This is a genomic window from Protofrankia sp. Cr2 (genome assembly GCF_963555885.1).
Taxonomy (GTDB): Bacteria; Actinomycetota; Actinomycetes; order Frankiales; family Frankiaceae; genus Protofrankia.
This window is the reverse complement of sequence record NZ_CAUVXG010000001.1, coordinates 336537-358653: the sequence shown is the minus strand read 5'-3', so window position 1 is coordinate 358653 and position 22117 is coordinate 336537. Positions and strand designations below refer to the sequence as shown.

The following is a 22117-nucleotide window of genomic DNA, read 5'->3' as shown; positions in this document are numbered from 1 at the left end:
TCCGCGGCGAAGACGTACGCCAGACCCGGCCAGTCCCGGGCGTCGATGAGATCTCCGTAACGCGCCGCGATCTCATGCAGTGCCAACCTGTCTGCGGTCTCGATACCCACTACACCGTCCTTGTCTCGTGTCCCATGGTCTCTTGTCCCATGCGCCGGCCACGATGGCCGACGCCATTGTGGTGCAACGGGTTGTCAGATACCGAACTGGGCCCCGGCACGTAGAACAATGATCGCCCCGGCCGCGACGATGACGCCCGCGGTGGCCACCGGGGTCCACCGTGCGGCCACACCGGTGAGCCTCGGAGCGGCGACGCTGGCTCGTCGCAGCAGCGGACGATGCGCCCGGTCCAGGAGAATGCCGATGCCGACCAATGCGACGGCCATACCCACGCCGTAGGCGAGGACCAAGACGACGCCGAACCAGGCGCGCCCGAGTGCGACGGCGCCCAGTAGCACGACGACCGCGGTCGGAGTCGGGACGAGACCGCCGGCGAACCCCATCGCGAGCAGGCCACGCAGGTTCGGCGGCCCCTCGGGGAGGGCATGGGTATGCTGGCGTCCACCGTGCGTATGTGTGTGCTCATGGTGATGGTGATGGTCCTGATCACCCGCATGACCGTGATCACCCGTATGTGCGTGTTCATGGCCATGCTCATCCGCATGGTCATGGTGCTCATGGTCGGCCCGACGAGACGCCAGCCGGCTGCGCAGCAGGGTGACGCCGAGGCTCACCATCAGGGCGCCGCTGGCGATGCCGAGCCACGGGTACAACCGTTCCGGGGCAAGGTTCGTCGACACCGACAGCGCCACCCCGAGCAGCAGCACGCCGAGCGTGTGGGTCACGGTCACCGCCAGCGCCATCAGGGCGAGGTCCCGACGGGACGCCCGGTTGCCGGCGATCCGGGCCGCCATCACCGTCTTGCCGTGCCCGGGAGCGAATGCGTGGACCGCCCCGAGGCCGACTGCCAGCACGACGGCCAGCAGGCCCATGCCGAACGAGAGCGTCCGGCGCCCGACCAACGCGGTGAAACGCCCGGTGAGCCCGCTCGACCCGGCCGGCAGCACGGCGGAACTCTGCCTGCCGTCGAGGGGATCGAGGACCGGCGGGCCGCCCGGCTGTACCCGCAGTGTCGCACTAGTGACGTCGGACGGGCTGGCCAGCGGGTCCGACGGATACGAGGCGAGCAGCCCACTCGGCGACCGAGTGGGAACATCACTGGTGACCAGTGTGGTCCGATCACCCAGCGCCACGGTCTCACGCCAGCCGACCCGGTCGGTGTAGGCCCGCAACGTGTACCCGACCGATGCGGGGGTCTCGCCGGTCTCGACCGCGTACCTGCAGACCAGCCGCAGCAACGACAGGCCGCCCGCCCCCGGCGGGAAGCTCAGGGTGCTCGCCGTCGGCGTGAGCGGGCGCACCCGGCCGTCCACGGTCAACTGGGCCTGGCCCGCGATGCGCCCGCACTCCTGGTCCCGCCAGGTGGTGGCACCGGTCGCCTCGATCGCCGGGCGGGTCTGGGCCGTCGGGATCTCAGCCATGTCCACGATGACGTCGACGAGCACCCGGTCCGGCTGAACCCGCAGCACGCTGGCGGTGTTCACGGTGAAGTTACCCAGCGGATGAGCCGACGCCGCTCCCGCCGACAGGCCGACGATGGCCAGCGCGATCACCGCGACAGTCGACCAGCGCCGCCGGGCGGACCGGCCCGGCCACTTCGTCGCCAGTGTCCCCGCTGTTCCCATCACCGGTCACCGGCAAGGGTGGCCAGCAGCGTCGCGGCGCGTGGCGCGTGCAACGGCGAGAAGTACGGATCCGTGGCGAGCGCCGTCCGCAGGTCGGTCACTGCCGCGTCCCGCTGCCCGAGCGACGCCTCGATCACGCCGAGGTGGTAGCGCAGCAGTGCGCGCTGCGTACCGAGCGCGATCGCTGCACGCGCGTGGGCAAGAGCCTCGGCGTCCCGGCCGAGCTGGTGCAGTGCCCAGGCATCGGCGTCCTGGACGAAAATCCCGACGCGGGTCCTGAGCTGCGTATCGGTGGTCGCGAACGCGGCGGCCGGGTCGCCGTGGTCGGCCTCGAACAGCGCCAGGTCGACGCCGACGTCCACCCGCTGCGCGCGGAACAGGTCAGCGGTGGTTCGAGCCAGTGAATACTGGGTCCGCGCCTCGTCGCCCCGGCCCACCGACTCCAGGAGCTCTCCATATTCGACGACCAGCGCCGGCGTCGGCATCCGGGTCACCACGCTCTGGTAGTCGGCCAGCGCCGCCTCGGTCTGGCCGCGGGACGCGGCCACCCGCGCCCGCCCGGCGAGCAGCGTTGTCGAGGACGGATCTCTTTCCAGGCCCCGGCGGTAGGCATCGTCGGCACCGTCGAGATCGCCGCTGTTCCGCGCGAGCTCGCCGAGGTGGAAGAGGGCGAACGCGGCATCCGACGGGGATGTCGCGTCGGCGAGCACCCGCGCCATGGCGTCCCGGGCATCGGCGACGTCGCCTTGCAACTCGAACGCGTAGGACACCCTGGCCAGCGAGGCGACATCCGGCCGTAGATCGACCGTATGCTGGACAGCCTCCCACGCCTGCGGGTAGCGGCCCAGCTCGATGAGAGCGTCCGCGCGTATCCCGCTGGCGGTCGCGCTGAACGGATTGATCGCCAGCGCCGCGTCCGCGAGCCGCAATGCCTCACCGAAGTCGTGGCGGGCCGCGGCCAGCGCCGCCTGCCCGGCAAGCGCGGCGTCGTTGTCGACCGGTCGGATGGCCAGCGACCGGGCGAGTGCGCTCTCGGCCCGCGGGTAGTAGGTCGGGTCGCCGGTGACCCTGGCCCGCTCGACGTAGGTGGTGCCAAGCGCAGACCAGGCCGTCCAGTCGCCGGGAACGAGACTCAGGCGACGTTGGAGATCGCTGACCGCCCGGGTCGACACGTCCTGCATCCCGGACGCGGCAGGTCGGGGTGCCGGCGCCTGCGGATCCGTACCCCCGAGTACGCCGGTGGGGATCAGCGTCGCTCCCGCCAGCAAGGCGACCGCGGCCGTCACCACCACCCCGATCGTCGTGGCGGCTCGTCGTTTCCTCATCTGGGTTTCCCTCCCGGTGGCGGGCCTGCACAGTGCTGTTCGCAGCCGGCCGGCTTCCGGATGGGAGGAGAGGTATCGGCTTTCTGACACCCGAGCGGTCGGTGATACCCATCCGAACGGCCGCGGCGAACGAACAAGGGATGTCGCGACCGGCAATCGGGCCGGTCCCTTCATCACCCCGAGGGGAAGATCATGATCGAACCGGATTCCACCGGGGGGGCACGTCGCCCCCGGGCCAGGTCACGAACCCGGCCCGCACGGCGCGGGATCGCCGGCATCGCCGGCATCGCCGCGGTGACCCTCGGTGTCGGTAGCGCACTCGTGGCGCTGACACCGGCGGCATCGACGGCATCCAGCCACCGTGAGGCGCCGCTGGTCGCCACCGACCCGACCATCGACAACACCGACACCTACGCGTTCGTCAGCCCGGACGACAAGAACTCGGTGACGTTGGTCGCCAACTGGGTGCCGTTCGAGGAGCCCGCCGGCGGGCCGAACTTCTACCCGTTCGCCAATGACGCCCAGTACGACATCAACATCGACAACGACGGAGATTCCAAGCCGGACCTCATCTACCGGTGGACGTTCAGTAGCTCCTACAAAAACCCGAACACCTTCCTGTACAACACCGGTGTCGTCACGTCGCTGGACGATCCTGACCTGAACTTCACCCAGACCTACCGGCTCGAGGTGGTCAGCAAGGGTAAGTCCACCGTTCTCGCCGACAAGGTGCCGGTGGCACCGTCCAACGTCGGCCAGGCATCCATGCCCAATTACGCCACCTTGCGTAACCAGTCGGTACGCACCCTGCCCGGTGGGCTCAAGACCTTCGCCGGCCAGGCCGACGACCCGTTCTTCTTGGACCTGCGCGTGTTCGACCTGCTCTACGGCGCCAACCTGTCGGAGATCGGCAAGGACACCGTCGCCGGCTACAACGTCAACTCCGTGGTCCTCCAGGTGCCGGCCACACAGCTGGCGCTCAAGGGCGATGCGGGCCGCAACCCGGTGATCGGGGTCTGGAGCACGACCCAGCGGCGCAGCACCACCATGGTCTCCCCGACCAACAGCTCCGGCCGGGCGATGGGCTTCGGGCAGTGGTCCCAGGTGTCACGCCTGGGCTCACCGCTGGTGAACGAGGTCGTCATCCCGGTCGGGCAGAAGGACCGGTTCAACGCCTCGACGCCGTCCCGGGACGCCCAGTTCCTCAAGTACGTCACCGACCCCGAGCTGGCGCGTCTCATCCAGGGCATCTACAAGATCCCGGCTCCGAAAACCCCGCGTAACGACCTGGTCGCGGTCTTCCTCACCGGTATCAGCAAGGGAAACCTCGGCGTCGATCTCACCTCGCCGACGCTGAACAAGGATGCCGACCCCAGGGACATCGCCCCGTCCGAGCAGCTTCGGCTCAACATGTCCGTTCCGCCCACGGCAAGCCCGAACCGCCTGGGCGTGGTCGGCGGTGACGTGGCCGGCTTCCCGAACGGGCGGCGCCTGACCGACGACGTGGTCGACATCGAGATCCAGGCCGTCGAAGGTGTCCTGCTGCCCAACGCACCGGCCGCCGTCAAGGGGCTGGGGGACGCCGTGAACGCCAACAACCTTCCCTTCCTGAGCACCTTCCCGTACCTCGCCCTGCCGACATCGGGCTCACGCTGACGCCTGGGCAGGATCCGGACGGGAGAAGAACCGCAATGATGCTGCGCACACCACCATCGATCAGGATGGCCGTGGCTACCGTGGGGCTGCTGGCCGTGACCGGGCTCGCGGCCGGCTGCGGGGGCGGGAGCGACGGGAACGCCGCTGCCAAGCCGCTACCGGCGGTCGAGACGTTCCAGGCCGGCGCCTGCCGGGATGCGGCGTCCGGGCTGGTCGACACCCTGCGCATCGCGCGCCGGGGCAATGACAAACCCGATGGCATCAAGATGGTCGCGACCGACCTGATCGACCCGCAGGAGAAGCTCTACGACCAGATCCCGGCCGCGGGCGAGTTGGCCCCCGACCTTGAAAAAATCACGACCGCAATCGGCTTCCTCCGGCTGCGGGTCGACACCAGTACCTACGAGCCGAGATTACTGACCGAGGTGACGACGACGACCGAAGCGCTGGTCAACCGCTGCACCTCCAGTCACTGATCTACCGCCAGCCACTGGTCGTCAGCTGGCCGGGATCGGGGTGGGGAGCGATCGCCGCTCCCCACCCCGATCGCACGACGCTTCCCACGCCGAGTTTCCCACGTTGATTCTTGCGATTCACCCGGGATCCACCGGGCGCGTTTGTCGAATCGCAACGGAATCAGCCGCCGGCCGAGAACACGGTAAATATGATGACAAGCGGCCGGTGGGCGACCCGCCCGCCAGCCCCGCCGGACCTGCACCGCGTCGGATAGATGACTCCCCGGGTGGCGGCGTGGCGGCGGTGAATATCATCCCCAGGAGTGGACTGCCAATGTCACCCGGCGGATGGGCGTGAAACATGAGTGGGGGCGGGCCCGGTAGCGCTGTCAATGACAATCTCGGCCATCCCGACGGATTTGTCGCGCGACAATCGGAGCTGAGCTTCCTCGGTGCCAGGTTGACGGACGCGCGGAACGGTGCGCTCACGGTTGTCGCGGTAACCGGCGAGCAGGGTGTCGGCAAGACCACGCTCGTACGCCGGTTCCTCGCGGGGCTCGGCGACGACACGCGAACGCTGGTCGCCAGCGGCGACGAGGCCGAGTCGACGCTGGCCTTCGCAACCATCGCCCAGCTCCTCAGCGGTGTCGACGAACCGCTCGTACAGCTCGTACCGCCGAATCTCACCGCGCCGAATCTCACCGCGGCGGACGGCAGCGCGCAGGACCCGCTGCGGGTGGGAGCCGCCCTGGTGGCGCTGGCCGGCCAGATGCTCACCGAGTGCGCGACCCTGGTCATCGTCATCGACGACATTCAATGGGCCGACACCGCTTCCCAGCGGGCACTGGCGTTCGCTTTGCGCCGGCTGCGCTCGGACTCCATTCTATGTCTGCTGGTCATGCCGACCACACCCGCGGTGCCACTCACCGACGGGCTGCTGCGTTTTCTCGCCGAACGGGGAACGCCACTGCGCGTGCGCGGGCTTGACCCGTCCGACCTGCGGGAACTGTCCCGGCTGGTGTCCGGCAGCCCGATGTCGGCGCACGCGGCCGAACGTATCTTCCAGTTGACCGACGGTAATCCGCTGCATGCCCGCGCGCTGCTGGAAGAGCTTTCCTCGGACGTGCTCGACAACGACGCCGAACCATTACCGGCGCCACGCTCGTTCACACTGGTCGTGCTCGGCCGGCTGGCGCAGTGCGCGCCCGAAGGTCGCTCGCTCACCATGGCGGCGGCGGTACTCGGTCGGTCCTGCCAGTTGGTGGACGCGGCCAGGCTCGCGGAGATCAGGGCGCCGCTGCCCGCGCTGGAGCAGGCGGTCGCCTCGTCACTGCTGATCGAGGAGACCACCAGGCTGGAACACCGGATCGCCTTCGCCCATCCGCTCGTGCGGTCGGCAATCTACCATGATCTTGGACCGGCGCAACGGTCGGCCCTGCACCTGCGAGCCGCGCAGCTGGCCCATGACGACAGGGCCCGGCTGCGCCACCGGATAACGGCGACGATCGTTCCCGATCCGGAACTCGCGGCCGAGATCACCGTCGCGGCGGAGCGCCTGGCCGTCAAGGCCCGGTGGGCCGCCGCCGGCGACCTGATGCTGGACGCGGCACGGCTGACCCCGGATCGGCCCACCCGGGAACGGTTGTTCGTCGATGCCGTCGACTTCCTGCTCTACGCAGGCGAACTGGCCCGCGCGGGTCGCCAGACCGACCACGCCGGAGTCATCGAGGATCCGGCGCGGCGCAACTACCTGGCGGGACGCCTTGCGCTCGTCCAGGGCGCCTACAAGGAGTCCACCGCCTATCTGCGTGCGGCGTGGACCGCGGTCGACCCCGCGGCGGACCCTGCCTTCGCGCGCACGATAGCCGAGCAGACAGCGCTGACACTGTCGTTCCAGGGCCTCAACCGCGAGGCCGCGATCTGGGGGTCCCGCGCCATGGGCATGCCGGAAACACCGGCGGTGCGGCCGTGGCAACTGATCGACATTCAGATCAGCGCGCTGATCGGATCCGGCCGGTTCGACCAGGCCCGGGAGCTCTCGGCGTCCGTGCCAGAGCCCTACGCCGAACAACGGGACGGGTTGTTCGGCAGGGGCTACGTCCTGCTGACCTCCGACCGGCTCGAGGCCGCGCGGGAGGCGTTCACCGTCACCGTCACCGCCTACCGCCAGCACGGATCGATGGGTTACGCACTCGGGGCTCTCGCCTTCCGCTCCGATACCGAGTACCGACTCGGGGCATGGGACGACGCGATCCTGCACGCCGAGCTCGCCGCATCGATCGCCGGCGACGCCGAACAGCACTGGATGCTGCCACTGTGCCATGCGGTCGCCGCGGCGCCGCTGGCAGGCCGGGGCCTTGCGGCGGCCGGCGAACACCTGAAGATCCTGGACAACCCGGGCTGGCCGCCGGACGGCGCCACGCAGGGGCTCGCCGCCGCCACGCGCGCCAAACTCGCGCATGCTGCCGGGGACGCCGAGGGCGTTCTGGCCGCACTGAATTTCTTCACCACCATGACGGAGATGGCCTCGCCCGAGCCGGCCTGGATGCAGTGGCGACCGATGTACGCCGAGGCGCTGGCCGGCCTGGGCCGCCCCGGCGATGCCGACAGGAATCTGCGCCCGCTCGAGGAGGCTGCGGCCGCGGAAAAGCACCCTTCGTCGCTGGTGTCCTGCGCTCGGGCACGGGCGGCCATCGAGATCGCGCGACGCCGACCGGCTGCCGCCGACGACGCCTACCGGGAAGGTCTGGCCCTGGCGGTGGACCAGCCGATCCCGTTCGAACGGGCGCTGCTCGAGCTGGGGCACGGCGTGTTCCTCCGCCGGTCCGGTCGGTCAGACGAGGCCATGGCCGCCCTCAGCGCGGCGCAGGCGCGGTTCGAGACACTCGGCGCGCGGCCGTATCTACTGCGCTGCGACCGCGATCTCGCTGCCTGTGGGCAGACTCCGACACAGCCCCGGCCCACCGATCCGGTCGGTTCGCTCACCCCGCAGGAACGAACGGTCGCCCAGCTGGTCTGTACGGGCCTGTCCAACCGCGAGATCGCCGCCGAGCTGGTGCGCAGCGTCAAGACCATCGAATACCACCTCGGAAACGTTTACGCGAAGCTCGGTGTGCGGTCTCGCACCCAGCTGGCCGCGTGTCTACGCGCCGGATGACTGGGCGCCCGATGGCTGGACGCCCGATGGCTGGACGCCCGATGGCTGAGCCCCGGATGGCTGAACGCCGGGAAGGAAAACCTGGGGAAATCCCCGGGGACGCCATTACGTAATACCGCTAGCGTCAACCACATCGGCTTCAGGTGCACGGCACCATGTCGGCTTTGGGTGCACGGCGGAGGGTGATGGCATTCCGTGATGGACGACACCGAAGGTGCGGAGACTGCCGCGGTAACCGTGCGGCTTGTCATGGAACTGACCCCGGTCACCACCGACCGTATCAACGGGCGCATCCATTTCGACAACGAGCGCATCGCGGAGTTCCACGGCTGGATGGATCTGATCCGCATCCTGGAGGAAGTGATCACGATGCACAGCCCGCCGTCGGCCGGTGGCTGACACCGCGGCCGCCCGATACCCCCAGCGCATGGGCGGCGTTCCTTCGACGGATTCCCGACACGTCTTCAACGCATGGTTCCGAAGGGGTACGACGTGTCTGTAACGCTGAGACTCATCAGCGGGAGTCATGAGGCGACCGTGCCGACCGGTCGACCCTTTGTCGTCGGCCGCGGCCGGACGGCTGATCTTGTACTGACGGATACCAGGGTTTCGCGCGAACATCTGGTGATCGAACCTGCCGATCACGGTTGGACGGTTCGTGACGTGAGCTCCAACGGCACCTGGCTGGGCGGGCAGCGGGTGCAGCGGGTGGCTGTGGAAAGTGAGCTACGGCTGCGCCTGGGCACACCGACCGGCCCCGAACTCGCCGTCGTGCCCATTCGCGCGGACTCCCCCGAGGTCGGCGAAACAGATCGGGATCCGCACTCCCAGCTGCTGACTCTCCAGCCGAACGCCCCGGGCTACGGGCCCGGACCGAAACTCCCGCCGTCGGGCCGGCCCGACCGGCCCGACGATTTTCTTCAGGCGGACAGCCTTGAGGGTGCGCACGAACGCCGCAACGTCCATCCACTGTTTCGTGGAACGTTGTCGATCGGGCGGTCCGGGGGTAACGACATCACGGTGGGGGACCTGCTCGCATCCCGGTGGCACGCCGAGCTCCTGATCGGCGACAGCGGGGTTGAGATCGTCGACCTGGGGTCGGCTAACGGGACATTCGTCAACGGTTCCCGCGTCACCAGGGCAGTTCTTGCCCAACGTGACGTGATTGCCGTGGGACATCATCTCTTCCAGGTCGAGGGTGACCAGCTGGTCGAGTACCTGGACGCCGGTGATGTCACCTTCGAGGCCGACGGGCTGAGCGTGTTCGTCGGTGATACGCAGATCCTGCATTCGGTGAGTTTCCGGCTGCCGGGTCAGGCGCTGTTGGCCGTCATCGGTCCGAGCGGAGCCGGTAAGTCGACGTTGTTGAACGCACTGACCGGATTCCGACCGGCGGATCAGGGAACGGTCCGCTATGCCGGCCGGGACATGTACAACGAGTACGATGAACTGCGTCGCCGAATCGGTCATGTCCCGCAGGACGACCTGCTGCACACGACACTCACCGTGCGCAAAGCACTTGATTACGGAGCGGAACTGCGCTTCCCGCCGGATACCACGAGGGCGGAGCGGCGGGCGCGGGCGGACGAGGTCCTGGCCGAACTGGGTCTGACGCAGCGGGCGGGCCTACCGGTACAGAAACTCTCCGGCGGCCAACGAAAGCGCACCAGCGTGGCGCTGGAACTCCTGACCCGGCCCACGCTGTTGTTCCTGGACGAACCGACGTCCGGTCTTGATCCAGGTCTGGACAAGAACGTGATGGGCTCCCTGCGAGGGCTGGCCGATGACGGGCGGACGGTCGTCGTCGTGACCCACAGCGTCGCGCAGCTTGATGTCTGCGATTATATTCTGGTACTCGCGAAGGGCGGGTATATCGCCTATTTCGGCCCACCGCGGTATGCTCTGTCGTTTCTCGGGAAGAGCGTCTGGGCCGACGTCTTCGAAATGCTGGAGGAAACGCCCGGGGAGGTCCTGGCGGACCGTTTCCGGGAGTCGCGCTTCTACGTACCGGCATCGGTCACCGCGCCGCCCGCCCGACCTGTGCCGGCGGAGCTGCCAAGCGTCCGCCAGCAGTCGGTTCTGTTCCAGACAATAACTCTCAGCCGCCGCATGCTGAGTGTCATCGCCTCCGACCGCTCGTATCTCGGGCTCGTCATCGCTTTTCCGTTCCTGCTGGGCATCATGCCCCGGGTGGTGGGACGCAGCCTGGACGCGCTTCCCAACCGGCCGAATCAGGACGCGCCGCTGATACTTCTGGTGATGGTGCTGTGCGCCTGCTTCATGGGGATGGCCAATTCGGTCCGAGAGATTGTCAAGGAACGGGCGATCTACCGGCGGGAGCGGGCCATCGGATTATCCAGAACCGCCTATCTCGCGGCGAAGGTCGTCGTTCTCACGCTGGTCACCGCGGTGCAGAGCGTCGTGTTCACGACGATCGGCATCCTCGGTCATGAACCACGCCACGCGGTAGTCCTCGGCTCCCCGCTGCTGGAACTCATCCTCGCGGTCACCGTGATCTCACTGTCGTCCGCAATGATCGGCCTGGTGATCTCGGCACTGGTGGACAACTCGGACAAGGCCATGCCACTGCTTGTGCTCATCACCATGTCACAGGTCATGTTCAGCGGCGGGCTCGTCGCGGTGCACGGCAAACGAGGGCTGGAGGAGATCAGTGCCGTCGCGCCCGCCCGGTGGGGTTTCGCGGCGGTCGCCTCGGCCGCCGATCTCAACAATGTGCAGAAACGAGGAGACCCGCAGTTGAATCCGGACAGTATTGCCGACCCGCAGTGGGCACATACGGCGGCCGTCTACCTCACCGACGTCCTCGCGTGCCTGACTCTCGGCATCCTCGCGGTGATCATTACAGCCCTGTTGCTCCGGCGGATGGATCCGAAGATCGTGCACCGGAGATTCCGCCCGACCCCAGTCGGCTCGCAATAGAATTCTCCCGGTCCGCCGTCACTCGAACTCAGCCGGCGGCATGCCAGCGTCCAGCCGGCCAAAGGCGACGCGATCATTGCTCCGCCGCGTCGCCGGCGGCCCAGTAGGTTCAGGAGGACCTGTGACAGCGTTGCGGTGGCAACGACTCAAAGCCCATGACCGACAGCTCATCCAATCCCGACCCGTGTCCGGTGAACAGCGGACCGACTACCCGATCGGCTGGTACTTCGCGCGTTTCAGTGAGGATCTCGCCCCGGGGCAGGTGGTACCCGTTGAGTTCATGTCCCGCCGGTACGCGCTTTTCCGCGACCAGGACGGCGCGGTGGGGATGATCGACGGCCGGTACTCCGCGACAGACCGCGATCCGCCGCGAGCGCGTCAGCCCGCGGTCCCGGTCCTGGAGCGGGTGGGAAACATCTGGTTCTGGTACGGCCCGGAGCCGGCCCGGGAGTTCCTCGACGTCGCGTCATTCGACTCATCCCGGTACACGAATGTCAAAGGAGAGATACACATCGGGCGGAGCGATCCGTTGCCGATGTTCGAGCACGTCGCAGACTCGTATCATTTTCCACACAACCACAAGGCGGCCGGGCAGCTCGAATACATCGTCACCGCTAACGAAGGGAACCGTTTCGAGTTCCAGCTGCGACCGGCGCCGGGGACGGACGGGGTCAACGTCCAGCGGTTCTTCAAGCCCCATGCCTTCATCGAGATGGCAGGGCCCTGCATCGCCGTCTACCGAGCGCAGAAAAACGCCACCATCAACCGTGACTCGCCGCTGCTGACAGTTCTGCTCGGTGCCACTCCGGTCCGGGAGAACGTCTCCATCCTCTCCTGGCGGATCGCCGTCCGCAAGGTCGGCACGACGCCGTTCCACAGCCCGTTGAACTGGCTGCTCACCCGGGCGATATGGCGTGTCATAGCCTGGAACGTGCATGTCGACCTCGAGGTCCTGAAATGGATGAGACGGCCGGCCAAGACACTGTGGGTGAAACCCGACGGTTCGTCCGTCCGCGAATACCGGAACTTCTACAACCGCGCCATCATCACCGGTTGGCGTCCTGATCACCAGCCGCCGCTGGACCGGCCGGAAGTCGAACTGAGCGGAAATCGGGACTGATCCGCGGCGCGCGTCGTCCCGATGCTGTCCGGGCTCCCGGTCACTCTCAGGGCCCGGCGCCGGTCGCCGCGTTCAACGCATAGACACGGTGGTCCAGGCTACCGATATAGACCATGCCGTTCACGACGGCCGGCGACGAGTCGTCCACCGGCGCTCCGGTGGCGTACCGCCACCGGAGTTTCCCGGTGACAGCCTCCACGGCGTAGACATAGCGGTCGCGGCTACCCACATAGACCAGGTCGTTCGCCACGGCCGGTGAGGAGCGGATGCCGTTGTCGGTGGGGAACCGCCAGCGGACCCGACCGGTATTGGCGTCCAGCGCGTAGAGGTGGCCGTCATCACTTCCCACGTAAACCACCCGCTCGACCACCAGCGGCGTGGAGACGACCCCGTTGTCGGCCGTGAACTGCCAGTTCAGCGCTCCGGTCACGGTGTTCAGGGCGTAGACGTTGTGGTCGTCGCCGCCTATCCAGAGTGTCTCGCCCGAGACAGCGGGTGAGGAGTCCACGGTGCTGGCCGTGGTGAAATGCCAGCGTGGGTGTCCGGTGGCGATGTCCAGCGCGTAGATGTTCTTGTCCCGACACCCGACGTAAACCCCGCCGCCGTACACGGTCGGGGAGGAGTTGAACCAGTCGCCACCGGTGAAATGCCAGCGTTCTCGGCCCGTTGTCGCGTCAACCGCATACAGATTATTGTCCCGGCAGCCGATGTAGACCACACCGTCGGCCACGGCCGGGGAGGAGTGCATCACGCCACCGGTGCGGAGCGTCCAGACGGGCTGACCGGTCGCGGCGTTCACCGCGTGCAGCTGGGCGTCGTTGCATCCGACGTACACCAACCCGTCGGCGACCGCCGGGGATGACGTCACCGCGCCGCCGGTCTGGTAGCTCCAGCGCAGCTGGCCGGTCCGCGCATCGATGGCGTACAGGTGGGAGTCGTCGCTGCCGATGTAGACGACTCCGTCGACGACCGCCGGGGATGAGTACACCTGGTCCCGGCAGGTGAAAGCCCACGGCCGGGGGCCGCTGGTGTCAGTATTCCCGCCGATCAGACGTGCCGCCCCCCAGACTCCCGCGCCGACCGCACCCACCGCCGCCGCCACGGCGCCGCTCGCCTGCAGCACGGTTCGCCGGGACACCCGCGCGGGTTGGCGCCGATCGGCCGGAACGCCCCCGCCGTCACGGGGCGGAGGCAGGATCTCCGCCGATGGGAGCGGCGGGGTCACCGCGATCAGGGGGGACAGCGGCGGGGACGGGGTGGAGGTCAGCGCCTGCGACTCGCGGGACGACCGGGAGGAATGGGATGACTGGGATGAGTGGGATGACCGGGGCCGGACCTCCGCCGGTCCGGACGGCGCATCAGATGGGCGGGGGCTGTGCCGCCGCTCATAGGCATCCACCAGGTCGTACCCGACCCGCGGCAGCCACTGCTCGGCGCCGACGCCGCCCGGTGCCCGCAGCCAGGTTCCAGCGATCTCCTCCAGAAGCTGGTTCGGAGTGGGCCGCGCCGCCGGATCCCGTTGCGTGCACCGGCGAATCAGCTCGGTGAGCGCCGCGGGCACCCCGCTGAGATCCGGCGGGTCGGTGAGCAGCTGCGCCAGCACGTTCACCGGCGTGTCTCCCAGGTAGGGCAGGCGGCCCGTCGCCGCGTACAGCAAGGTGGCGCCAAGAGAATACACGTCAGTGGCCGGGGTCACCGCCGAGGTGTCCAGCGCCTGTTCCGGGGACATGTACTGCGGCGTTCCGATCACGGTCTGGGTGAGTTGCGCGCTGCTGTCCACCGTCCTGACCAGGCCGAAGTCGATGACCTTGGGATTGTCCTTGGTAACCAGGACGTTCGACGGTTTCAGGTCACGGTGGATCAGCCCCACGCGGTGGATGGATTCCAGCGCCTCAGCGATCCCGGCCGCAAGCCAGAACACCGCGCGGACCGGCAGTGGACCGACCCGGCGCACCAGCAGATACAGGGATGGCGCGGCCACGTAGGCGGTGGCCAACCACGGCATCGCCGCGGCCGCGTCGGCGTCCACCACGGCGGCCGTGAACACACCGCTGACCTGCCGGGCCGCCGCGGCCTCACGCGCGAACCGCGCCCGGAAACCCGCGGTGTCCACCATGTCGGCCCGTACCGTCTTGACGGCGACGAGCAGGCCCGATCGGGACTGGCCCAGGTACACCCGACCCATCCCGCCAGCGCCCAGCCGACCCATGATCCGGTACGGGCCGATCGCCCGTGGGTCCTCGGGAAGCAGCGGTTCGTACGGGCTCCCGGAGGGCTCGTACGGGTTTCCGGAAGAGTTCTTCGGTCCGCTCACGCCCACATCCATCCGTCTCCCACCGCGCTAGTCACGCCCACCACGACAACGACAACGACGACAAGCGCCGTCGTCATCGTCTCCCAGCCGGACGATCGTCGACCATGGCGGGTCCACCGGCGGGACTTCCACCGGCCGCGCTGTCCGCGGTCGGCGGTCCTGGCGCCAGCGCCTTGCCGACCGCCGCACCCAACCAGGGGGCGAGGCTGTCCATCCCCGCGGGGGTGAGATGGACGGCATCGAAATACAGCTGCTTGCCTGCGGACGTACGCGTCCAGCACTGTCCGGTCTGGCACAGCGCGGCCTCGACATCCAACAACAGCACCTGCGGATACCGGGCGACCGCTTCGATGATCAGCGCATTGAAACAGCGGCTCGACGCTGGATCGGCCTCGCCCGTGACGCTGCGGACATCGGTCAGCAGCACCGGCCGGCCGGGTGCCAGCGCCGCCCATAGCTGAGCAGCCCGGTCGAGCTCCTGACGGTAGAGCTGCCGATATTCCACGTCGCACGGTGAAATCACCGAACCGTCATACAAGCGCGCGGCCGCGTCCGTACTGAGATCCACCACCAGTGCCTCCGGGCGGCTTTGCGTGATACGTGTGCGCCACTGCTCGGCCCAGTTCATGCATGCCGCCGACCGGGTGGGCGCCGACGGTGGCAATTGCGCGTCGGCGGTGACGCGGGCCGGCTGTACCGCTGGCGGCGGCACCGGATACAGCCCACAGCCCGGCAACGTCGCGTCCACCACCGAATACCGGCCGGCGTCGTGGCTGCCGAGCGTCACAGCGAGATCGCCGGCAAACGATCCGCCGAGCGCCAGTAGCACCGGCCCCCTATCTGTCCGCAGCTGTCCCTCGGCCGCGGCGGGCAGCCAGGTACTACTGGTCGCGACGGTCACACCCGCCAGCAGCAGTACCGGGAGCGCCCATCGCACCCGCCAGCGACGCACCCGCAACCGCCCGACCAGGCCATCCTGCAACAGCAACCCGACAAACCACGCGAACCCACCGCCGACAAGGAGCAGCGCATCCGGGCGTGCCGTCGGGAATGCCTGCCGCAGCAGCCAGAACACCGGAAGATGCAGCAGCAGCAGCGGATAGGCCATCCGGCCCAGTTCCACCGGTCCGCCGCGGGCGAGCAGCCACTCGATCGGGCCGTGGCGAAACGACACGACCTGCCGATCGACGGTCGCCAACAGGAGCGCGGCGCCGCCGGCGGCTGCGCTCGGCCCGGCACCCCGTAGCCAGTCGGCAGGATGCGCCGTGGCGATCAACGCATCGGCGACCAGCACGGCCACGCCGATCACCCCGCCGATCGTGGCCCACCAGACTCCGCGGGCCGGTCGAGCCCGCTGGAACTCAGCTAGGGCAGCTGAGTCCGGAGCAACTGAGTCCGGAGCAGCTGAGTCCGGGGCGCCCGAAACAGAGGCGCCCGAAACAGGGACGCCCGACCCGGCCCGGGTCCGCGCCGCGACGACCAACCCGGCCGCGGCGGCACCCAGCAACCATTCGGCTACCCGCACATGGCTGCCCAATGCCAGCTCGGCGAGATCTGCACCCGCCGCCGCCCGCAACGGACCGACCAGACAGGCCACCGCGGCAAGCAGCAGACATGCCGACGCGGTCAGCCACGCTGTGCGTATCGCCGCGTCGGGTGGGGCGGAGCGTCCACCGATCCTTCGGGCAAACCACCGTATGCAGCCCAGCAATATCGGCCATAGTAGGGCGAACTGCTCGATAAGACTCAGTAACCAAATGGTCCCCAACGGGTCGATCTGGCCGGGGCGGTCCGCGTACCAGTCACCGTGTGAGGCGATGATTTGAGCCCGCACCACGAACAGGTCACACCAGTTCCCGAGTTGCGCAAGACCGGCGACAGCTGCCATCGCGAGGCGACGGGCCTCCTCCGGCGGGCTGAACAACGCGGCCAAGCCCAACGTGACGGCCAGGGTGAACAGCGCGAGCGGAACACGATGCTTGAAATGGTCGCGGTACCAGATGTCCAGCCGCATCCGGCCGTCCAGCCGGGACGATGCGGCGTCCAGCAGGGCACGGGTCGTCAGGTAGCCGCTGACCGCCAGCACCAGGTTCGCGCCCAGCAACTCCGCGCGGAATCCGCCGGTGCTCGCCAGCATCACGGCGAGCACGGCCAGGCCGGACACACCGGTCACGGCCCGGGACGGGGACGGGCTCAGCGGCTCTCCCCCCAGGCCGAGAAGCAGTCCCGGATCGCCTGCTCAGCCGGGCGGCCGACAAATGACTCGTGCCGGTCCCGCAACGGGTCCGCGGTGGCCGGGTTGACGTGAAAATCCACCCGCCACCAGTAGAGACCGGCCAGGGCACGCTCACGGGCCACCTGGCACGCGGCGACGAACCAGCGTCGCTGGAGCTCGGGAATCACGGGCATACCATCGATCTGCGGATTAGCCGGGTGCCGGTAGATGCCGGGCTGAGCGGCTGCCCCCACCTCATACAGGATCACCTGCGGCATGACGCCCGGCCCCTTCTGGCTCAACCACTTGTTCCAAGCGGTGGCCAACTCCACCACCGAGGCGTTGTCACCCAACGGAAGCTCCGGATAGGCGTCCACGCCGACGCGATCCACCGGCATCCGGACCCGGGTGTGAACGAACACGTCCCAGTTGAACGCGTACGCGATCTCACCGGTGAACACCGTTCGGGTATACGCGGCCAGATTCCCCCAGCGCGGGTCGCCCTCCAGCGAGTTGAGTTCGGTACCGAGTACGACCGTGCTGACGTGGTGTTGTTCGGCCAGCGTCAGATAGGGAGCCAGGAAGCCACGATACGAGGCGAACCAGGCATCCCTGCTGGTCGGGGTGATGGTACCGCGCCAATCCCGTGGATTGGCCGCGACCAGGGACTTCTCATCGAGGGTCGGGCGCAGGGTGATCCGGAGTCCCGCCCGCGTCGCCTCGTCCAGGAGAATACCGAGCCGTTCCGGTGCAGGCGTACCCCGGGCACCGCGAACCGTACTGGACCTGACCGCATCCGTGAAGAACGGAAAGGAGATGCTTATCGCGTTGGCATCCAGGTCCACGATGTAGTCGACGAGCCGCACCACCTTCAGATCCACCGTCTGAACGGACTCGTCGGGGTTGTCATCCCAGTAGATCTGTACGCCGAGTTCGGGCCGGCCCGGCCGCCAGGGAAAGGCGATCCGAGGGCCCGGGACGGCGGCTGGGACGTCCGCATTCCCGGCCGCGGCAGCCAGTGTCGCCGGCCGGAACGAGGGAGTGCGGTCGGCGGGCGCAGGCGCACAAGCGCTCGCCACCGTGAGCCCGACCAGTACGACAAGCAGCGCCACCACAGCGCGCACCTTGGCCGCGACAATCACATCGGCTTCGCGATCACGGTGAAGGTCGATTCGCCGTTGCGCAGAAAACGCACCAGCCCCCGGAGCACCGCCACCGCCTCCAGCAGGGAGAACACCGGCATGAGAAGCAACAGGCAGACAGGCTCCCACGGCCGGCGCCGGCGCTGCGCCGAGGCCAGCGCGTTAATCTTCATTCCCTCCCAGTACAACCAGACGCTGTAAGCCATGTTGAGCGCCCATATCGGCAGAACCACGGCGCTGGCCGGCGAGGTGTCGGTATCGCCGAGAAGGGCGCCGATCAATATGATCAAACCGAGATGCTGGATCGGCCCGGACGCCCATATCACGACATTGTGCAGAAGGAGCAACCGGCGGCGCAGCGGGATGGAGCGCTTGGCCGAAAGCATGAACAGGCCCCAGGCCCACCGTTCTCGTTGGCGAACGAAGTCGGCCACGCTTGCCGGTGAGGCACCGTAGGAGCGGCCTGGGAACCAGTCACTGCGCCGTGGGTACCGGTCACAGAAACGCAGCGCGAATTCGGCGTCCTCGACGATGGACTGGGAGCCGAAGTCCCAACCGATCTCGGCCTCGATGGAGGCTCGCACCAGCAGTAGCTCCCCGTGGAGCCCGGCGCGCGGCATGCCACGACCGGTGGTGGCCGCGAACATGCTGATGTCACAACCGGGCCGGACAGCGTCGGCCAACCAGAGCAGCGGGTTCACCGCATGTTCCCGGGGATAGCTGAGAACACCCTGGGCGAGATGCCGGGCGTTCTCGCCAGCCAGCCACTGCGCGTTGATGAACCGGGCCACGGCCTCGGTGGTGTCGGGACCGACACCGGTGTCGTCGTCCATGTGCAGCACCCACACGTCATCACGGGCCTCGCCCTCGGCGCAGCGGACCTCGTTGACGTAGTGGTTCGCGCGGGCTTTGAATCGGGTGCCGTTGGGCGTGCGGTAACCGCGCGGTACCGTGATGATCCGGATTCGTGGCGTCACCGCAGCCAGCCTGGCGATCTGTTCGCGGGCCTCGCACCCCTCCTCGATCACCACGTCCACCCGCAGGTTCGGGAAGTATTCGGGTAGATAGCGGCAGAACGAGGCAACCGCCCGTTCCAGGGCGGGATAGGTGTCGTGCCGCCCGATGGTGGGGACGACCACCACAAGCAGGTCATAAACCATAGCCGCGGTAGGTGGCAGCCGCCGGTCCCGACGGAGACGGGCCGTCGTGAGCAGACCGCCGGACAGGCCCAGGATCGTGCCGCTGACGGGCACAGTCCAGACCACGGTGGCGATCCAACCGAGGAAGCCGAAACCGGAATCGCGGGCCCAGGCCCACCACCCGAAGACGGAAAAGATCAAAAAGACGATCAGGAACACGGCGTAACCAGGCCGCCATGACCGTTGCCGCTCCCGAGGCAGCGTAAGCGGAGTCGTCTCGGGTTCAGACCAACTCGGCTCGGGTTCAGACCAGCTCGGCTCGGGTTCAGACCAGCTCGGCTCGGACTGAAGCGGAGTCGTCCCCGGCTCGTCGGGATAGGTCAATAACGGGGATACTCGGTACATGACCAACTGATGAGACGTCGTCACCCGACTCCCCCCGAACGTGAGACCAATCACGGCCTTCGGAGAATACGCCCCTAAGACCGGACACGTCGCATTGGCCATCCCGCCGGCCATGGGCGGCTCCCCCACCAGCCGTCTTCACGTCCTGTTACTGCGGATGGCCCTCATAGCAGCTCATGACCGCTCATAGCCGGCGGACATCCGCTCGGCATGGTCCGCGAGAAGGGCTGCGGTAGTCGACGGGTAGACCACACGAAGGCCGTCATAGTCGGCATATTGGGATCCATCGTCATTGCGACCGGTGAGGATCCAGAAGTTGTCGCCGTCGCCGTCGAACCGCTCGACCGCGTCCGTCCAGGCCCGGTAGATCGTATTGCGGGTGGTCTCGTCAGCTCGCCAGCCGAACTCCTCGAGCACCGCCGGCTTCTTGGCCCTGCGGGCGTCGCGGATATGGTCGCGGATCCACTGAATACCCCAGTCCGTGGTCATATTGCCCCAGCGTTGCGGGTACAGGTGAAACGTACCGTAGTCCACGGCGGGCAAGGCGATGATCCGGCGCCAGGCCACCCCTTCATGATCGGAATATGGGTGGGACGGCTCGTCGGCCCGACCGTAGAAGCCCTCATCGCCCACGGCGACCAGCTGGCGTGGCGCCAGTCCCTTGACATAGCGGCTCATCTCCTCGGCCCAGGCAACCAGCGTGTCACCAGATGTGTCGGACGGGCAGCGAGGCTCGTTCGCCAGCTCCCACGCCATAATTGTCGGGTCGGCGTCGTACCGCGCCCCGGTGTACCGGTTCCGCCGGCCGATCACATGCCCTACCCATGCCTGGTAGCAGGCCCTGATGTCACGGCGCCGGAAGAAGTCGTCGTGCTCGGCCGCGAACCAGGTGGCGTATTGCGGTATCCCGCCGAATTCGCTCCAGTTGTTCGTCAGCACGATCACGAGGCGGAGCCCGAGCTGGCCGGCTCTGAAGACGGCGTGGTCCAGGTGCTCGAAACCGTCCTCGTCATAGGTGAAGGGCGCCGGCTGGAGCACGACCCCGTCGGCCGCGGAACCGTCGAGGAAACCCCAGCAGCGCACCACCCGCAGCCCCATCGACCGGGCGTCCGTGAGCACGCAGTCGGTCATGTGGCGACCCTTGTAGTGGAGGTAGTAGTTGTTCGTGCCACCGAAGCGGAACCGGCGGCCGTCGAGGGTGAAGCCGCTACGGCTCACGGTGACGAACGCGCGGGAGCCATACCCACCTGCCGCCGGGCCGGCCGAGGCCGGTCCAGCCTGCGGCCCCGTTCGATCATGACCCATGGCGACCTCCTGCTGTCGGGCCGGGGGTTCGGTCCCGGCGGTAGACACGCCCCGCCAGGGCCGCGGCGCGCCAACCGCGGACGCGCGCAGGCCGGCGTCGCGGGTCACGACCGATAAGGATGCGGACGACCTCGGGAAACAGCAGACTTCCATAGACGAACAGCGGCGCCGGATCCGCTGATACCGGCGTCAACCGGGTGGCGCCGGCCACGGACGCTTGGGATGGACGGACATTGGCAGGCTGCATCGACGATCTCTCCGACGGCAGCGGGACGGGGATGACAGCCATGGTGAACGATCGTCGCGATGGCGGCCCACCGATCTCCGGCGGGCTTGGCGCACAGGCACCGACGTGCGAATGACCGGACGTTCGTCCGCGGATGTGCGCCCGCCAGGGCGCCAGCCGTGGCGGTTGGGCCTGCGCCGGCAGTGGCCGAGCGCCACCGACGTCCGCCAGGTCGGGTCGGAGCCGGACTACCGTTTCACGCTGGCCAACGAACGGACATTTCTCGCCTGGATCCGAACCGCGCTGGCGCTGTTGGCAGGCGGCGTCGCGGTCGTGCAGGTCGTGCCGGACTTCGGTTTCCCGGGCAGCCGTCACGTCCTCGGCGTCACGCTCGTCATCATGAGCATCGTCATCTCCGCGACCAGCTATCGGCACTGGGCGGACGTGGAACGCGCCCTGCGGCTCGGGCGCCCCCTGCCCCCGTCGCCGTTACCCCGCCTGCTGGGTGTCGTGCTCACATTGGTGAGTCTGATCGCCCTGGCATCCATCCTGTACAGCTCCGGAGGTGCAGGTCGATGACCCGGCCCGCCGTCGGGCACCCCGACGAGATACCCGACCCGGGGCTGCAGAGCGAACGCACCTACCTCGCCTGGCAGCGCACCGGCCTGTCCTTCGCCACCGTCGGCGTGTTTCTCGTGCACGCAACACGCCATCTGGACCATCTGGGCACGCCTGGCCGCCTGGGCGCCGGGCTTCCCGGGATCCTGGGGCTGACCACCGGCGCAGTGATCATACTGCGTGGACTCCTGCGCTACCGGCAAACCGTCGCAGGTGCAGGTACAGGCACGCCGGGCGTATCGGCGCCGACCGCTGTCGCCGCGGTCGCCGCCGCCGCGAGCCTGGTCGCCGTCGGCGGACTCCTCGTCCTGCTGGCAGGCTCCTTTTAGCGCCCGCGCGACCCGGCGCCGATCAC

The 22117-nt window shown here is 68.2% G+C and carries 15 protein-coding genes; 8 read left to right on the top strand and 7 right to left on the bottom strand.

All coding sequences use genetic code 11. From position 1 onward, the window contains the following. Positions 1-194 precede the first annotated feature (194 nt). Entirely contained in the window at positions 195-1745 is a 1551-nt protein-coding gene (locus U9978_RS01520) for a nickel/cobalt transporter (RefSeq protein WP_322759197.1), read from the bottom strand. Then, positions 1745-3070, bottom strand: coding sequence for a tetratricopeptide repeat protein (locus U9978_RS01515; RefSeq protein ID WP_322759196.1), 1326 nt, complete (start codon positions 3068-3070; stop codon positions 1745-1747). Before U9978_RS01515 ends, U9978_RS01520 begins: the two co-directional genes overlap by 1 nt. A 192-nt stretch (positions 3071-3262) precedes the next feature. Here U9978_RS01515 and U9978_RS01510 point away from each other — a divergent pair, with 192 nt between their 5' ends. The 6 genes from U9978_RS01510 (at position 3263) to U9978_RS01485 (ending at position 12398) form a co-directional block, all read left to right on the top strand. Continuing rightward, positions 3263-4726 carry a DUF4331 domain-containing protein gene (locus U9978_RS01510; protein ID WP_322759195.1) on the top strand — a complete coding sequence of 488 codons (1464 nt, stop codon included), beginning with the start codon at positions 3263-3265 and terminating at the stop codon, positions 4724-4726. 65 nt (positions 4727-4791) lie between these two features. Next, complete coding sequence (locus tag U9978_RS01505; RefSeq protein ID WP_416210805.1) at positions 4792-5202, top strand: hypothetical protein; 411 nt, start codon at positions 4792-4794, stop codon at positions 5200-5202. A gap of 340 nt (positions 5203-5542) precedes the next feature. Continuing rightward, positions 5543-8338, top strand: coding sequence for a helix-turn-helix transcriptional regulator (locus tag U9978_RS01500; protein ID WP_322759193.1), 2796 nt, complete (start codon positions 5543-5545; stop codon positions 8336-8338). A gap of 198 nt (positions 8339-8536) precedes the next feature. Further along, on the top strand, positions 8537-8737 hold the full coding sequence (locus tag U9978_RS01495; protein WP_322759192.1) for a hypothetical protein: 201 nt from the start codon (positions 8537-8539) through the stop codon (positions 8735-8737). A 93-nt stretch (positions 8738-8830) separates the two neighbouring features. Then, positions 8831-11278, top strand: coding sequence for an ATP-binding cassette domain-containing protein (locus U9978_RS01490; RefSeq protein ID WP_322759191.1), 2448 nt, complete (start codon positions 8831-8833; stop codon positions 11276-11278). Between the two features lie 121 nt (positions 11279-11399). Then, positions 11400-12398 (top strand): Rieske (2Fe-2S) protein, encoded by a 999-nt coding sequence (locus tag U9978_RS01485; protein WP_322759190.1) that lies wholly within the window; start codon positions 11400-11402, stop codon positions 12396-12398. 46 nt (positions 12399-12444) lie between these two features. On the opposite strand, the gene U9978_RS01480 is transcribed toward U9978_RS01485, so the two are convergent. From U9978_RS01480 to U9978_RS01460, 5 genes are all read right to left on the bottom strand, one after another. Continuing rightward, on the bottom strand, positions 12445-14712 hold the full coding sequence (locus U9978_RS01480) for a serine/threonine-protein kinase (protein ID WP_322759189.1): 2268 nt from the start codon (positions 14710-14712) through the stop codon (positions 12445-12447). A gap of 73 nt (positions 14713-14785) precedes the next feature. Then, positions 14786-16885, bottom strand: a complete 2100-nt coding sequence (locus tag U9978_RS01475; RefSeq protein WP_322759188.1) for an SGNH hydrolase domain-containing protein — start codon at positions 16883-16885, stop codon at positions 14786-14788. Positions 16886-16905: 20 nt separating this feature from the next. Then, complete coding sequence (locus U9978_RS01470; RefSeq protein WP_322759187.1) at positions 16906-18042, bottom strand: glycoside hydrolase family 113; 1137 nt, start codon at positions 18040-18042, stop codon at positions 16906-16908. Between the two features lie 23 nt (positions 18043-18065). Continuing rightward, positions 18066-19427, bottom strand: coding sequence for a glycosyltransferase family 2 protein (locus tag U9978_RS01465; protein WP_322759186.1), 1362 nt, complete (start codon positions 19425-19427; stop codon positions 18066-18068). A gap of 360 nt (positions 19428-19787) precedes the next feature. Continuing rightward, the gene (locus U9978_RS01460) at positions 19788-20918 is read right to left on the bottom strand and encodes a glycoside hydrolase 5 family protein (protein ID WP_322759185.1); all 1131 of its coding nucleotides are present in this window, start codon (positions 20916-20918) and stop codon (positions 19788-19790) included. Positions 20919-21276: 358 nt separating this feature from the next. Between U9978_RS01460 and U9978_RS01455 the strand changes: the two genes are divergently transcribed. Both U9978_RS01455 and U9978_RS01450 read left to right on the top strand, forming a co-directional pair. Then, complete coding sequence (locus tag U9978_RS01455) at positions 21277-21723, top strand: YidH family protein (protein WP_322759184.1); 447 nt, start codon at positions 21277-21279, stop codon at positions 21721-21723. Next, positions 21720-22091 carry a DUF202 domain-containing protein gene (locus tag U9978_RS01450; RefSeq protein ID WP_322759183.1) on the top strand — a complete coding sequence of 124 codons (372 nt, stop codon included), beginning with the start codon at positions 21720-21722 and terminating at the stop codon, positions 22089-22091. Before U9978_RS01455 ends, U9978_RS01450 begins: the two co-directional genes overlap by 4 nt. Positions 22092-22117 lie beyond the last annotated feature (26 nt).

Excerpts from the sequence above, each read along its gene's own strand:
- U9978_RS01520 (WP_322759197.1), bottom strand. The coding sequence starts at position 1,745 with ATGGGAACAGCGGGGACACTGGCGACGAAGTGGCCGGGCCGGTCCGCC.
- U9978_RS01515 (WP_322759196.1), bottom strand. The coding sequence starts at position 3,070 with ATGAGGAAACGACGAGCCGCCACGACGATCGGGGTGGTGGTGACGGCC.
- U9978_RS01510 (WP_322759195.1), top strand. The coding sequence starts at position 3,263 with ATGATCGAACCGGATTCCACCGGGGGGGCACGTCGCCCCCGGGCCAGG.
- U9978_RS01505 (WP_416210805.1), top strand. The coding sequence starts at position 4,792 with ATGGCCGTGGCTACCGTGGGGCTGCTGGCCGTGACCGGGCTCGCGGCC.
- U9978_RS01500 (WP_322759193.1), top strand. The coding sequence starts at position 5,543 with ATGAGTGGGGGCGGGCCCGGTAGCGCTGTCAATGACAATCTCGGCCAT.
- U9978_RS01495 (WP_322759192.1), top strand. The coding sequence starts at position 8,537 with ATGGACGACACCGAAGGTGCGGAGACTGCCGCGGTAACCGTGCGGCTT.
- U9978_RS01460 (WP_322759185.1), bottom strand. The coding sequence starts at position 20,918 with ATGGGTCATGATCGAACGGGGCCGCAGGCTGGACCGGCCTCGGCCGGC.
- U9978_RS01455 (WP_322759184.1), top strand. The coding sequence starts at position 21,277 with ATGACCGGACGTTCGTCCGCGGATGTGCGCCCGCCAGGGCGCCAGCCG.
- U9978_RS01450 (WP_322759183.1), top strand. The coding sequence starts at position 21,720 with ATGACCCGGCCCGCCGTCGGGCACCCCGACGAGATACCCGACCCGGGG.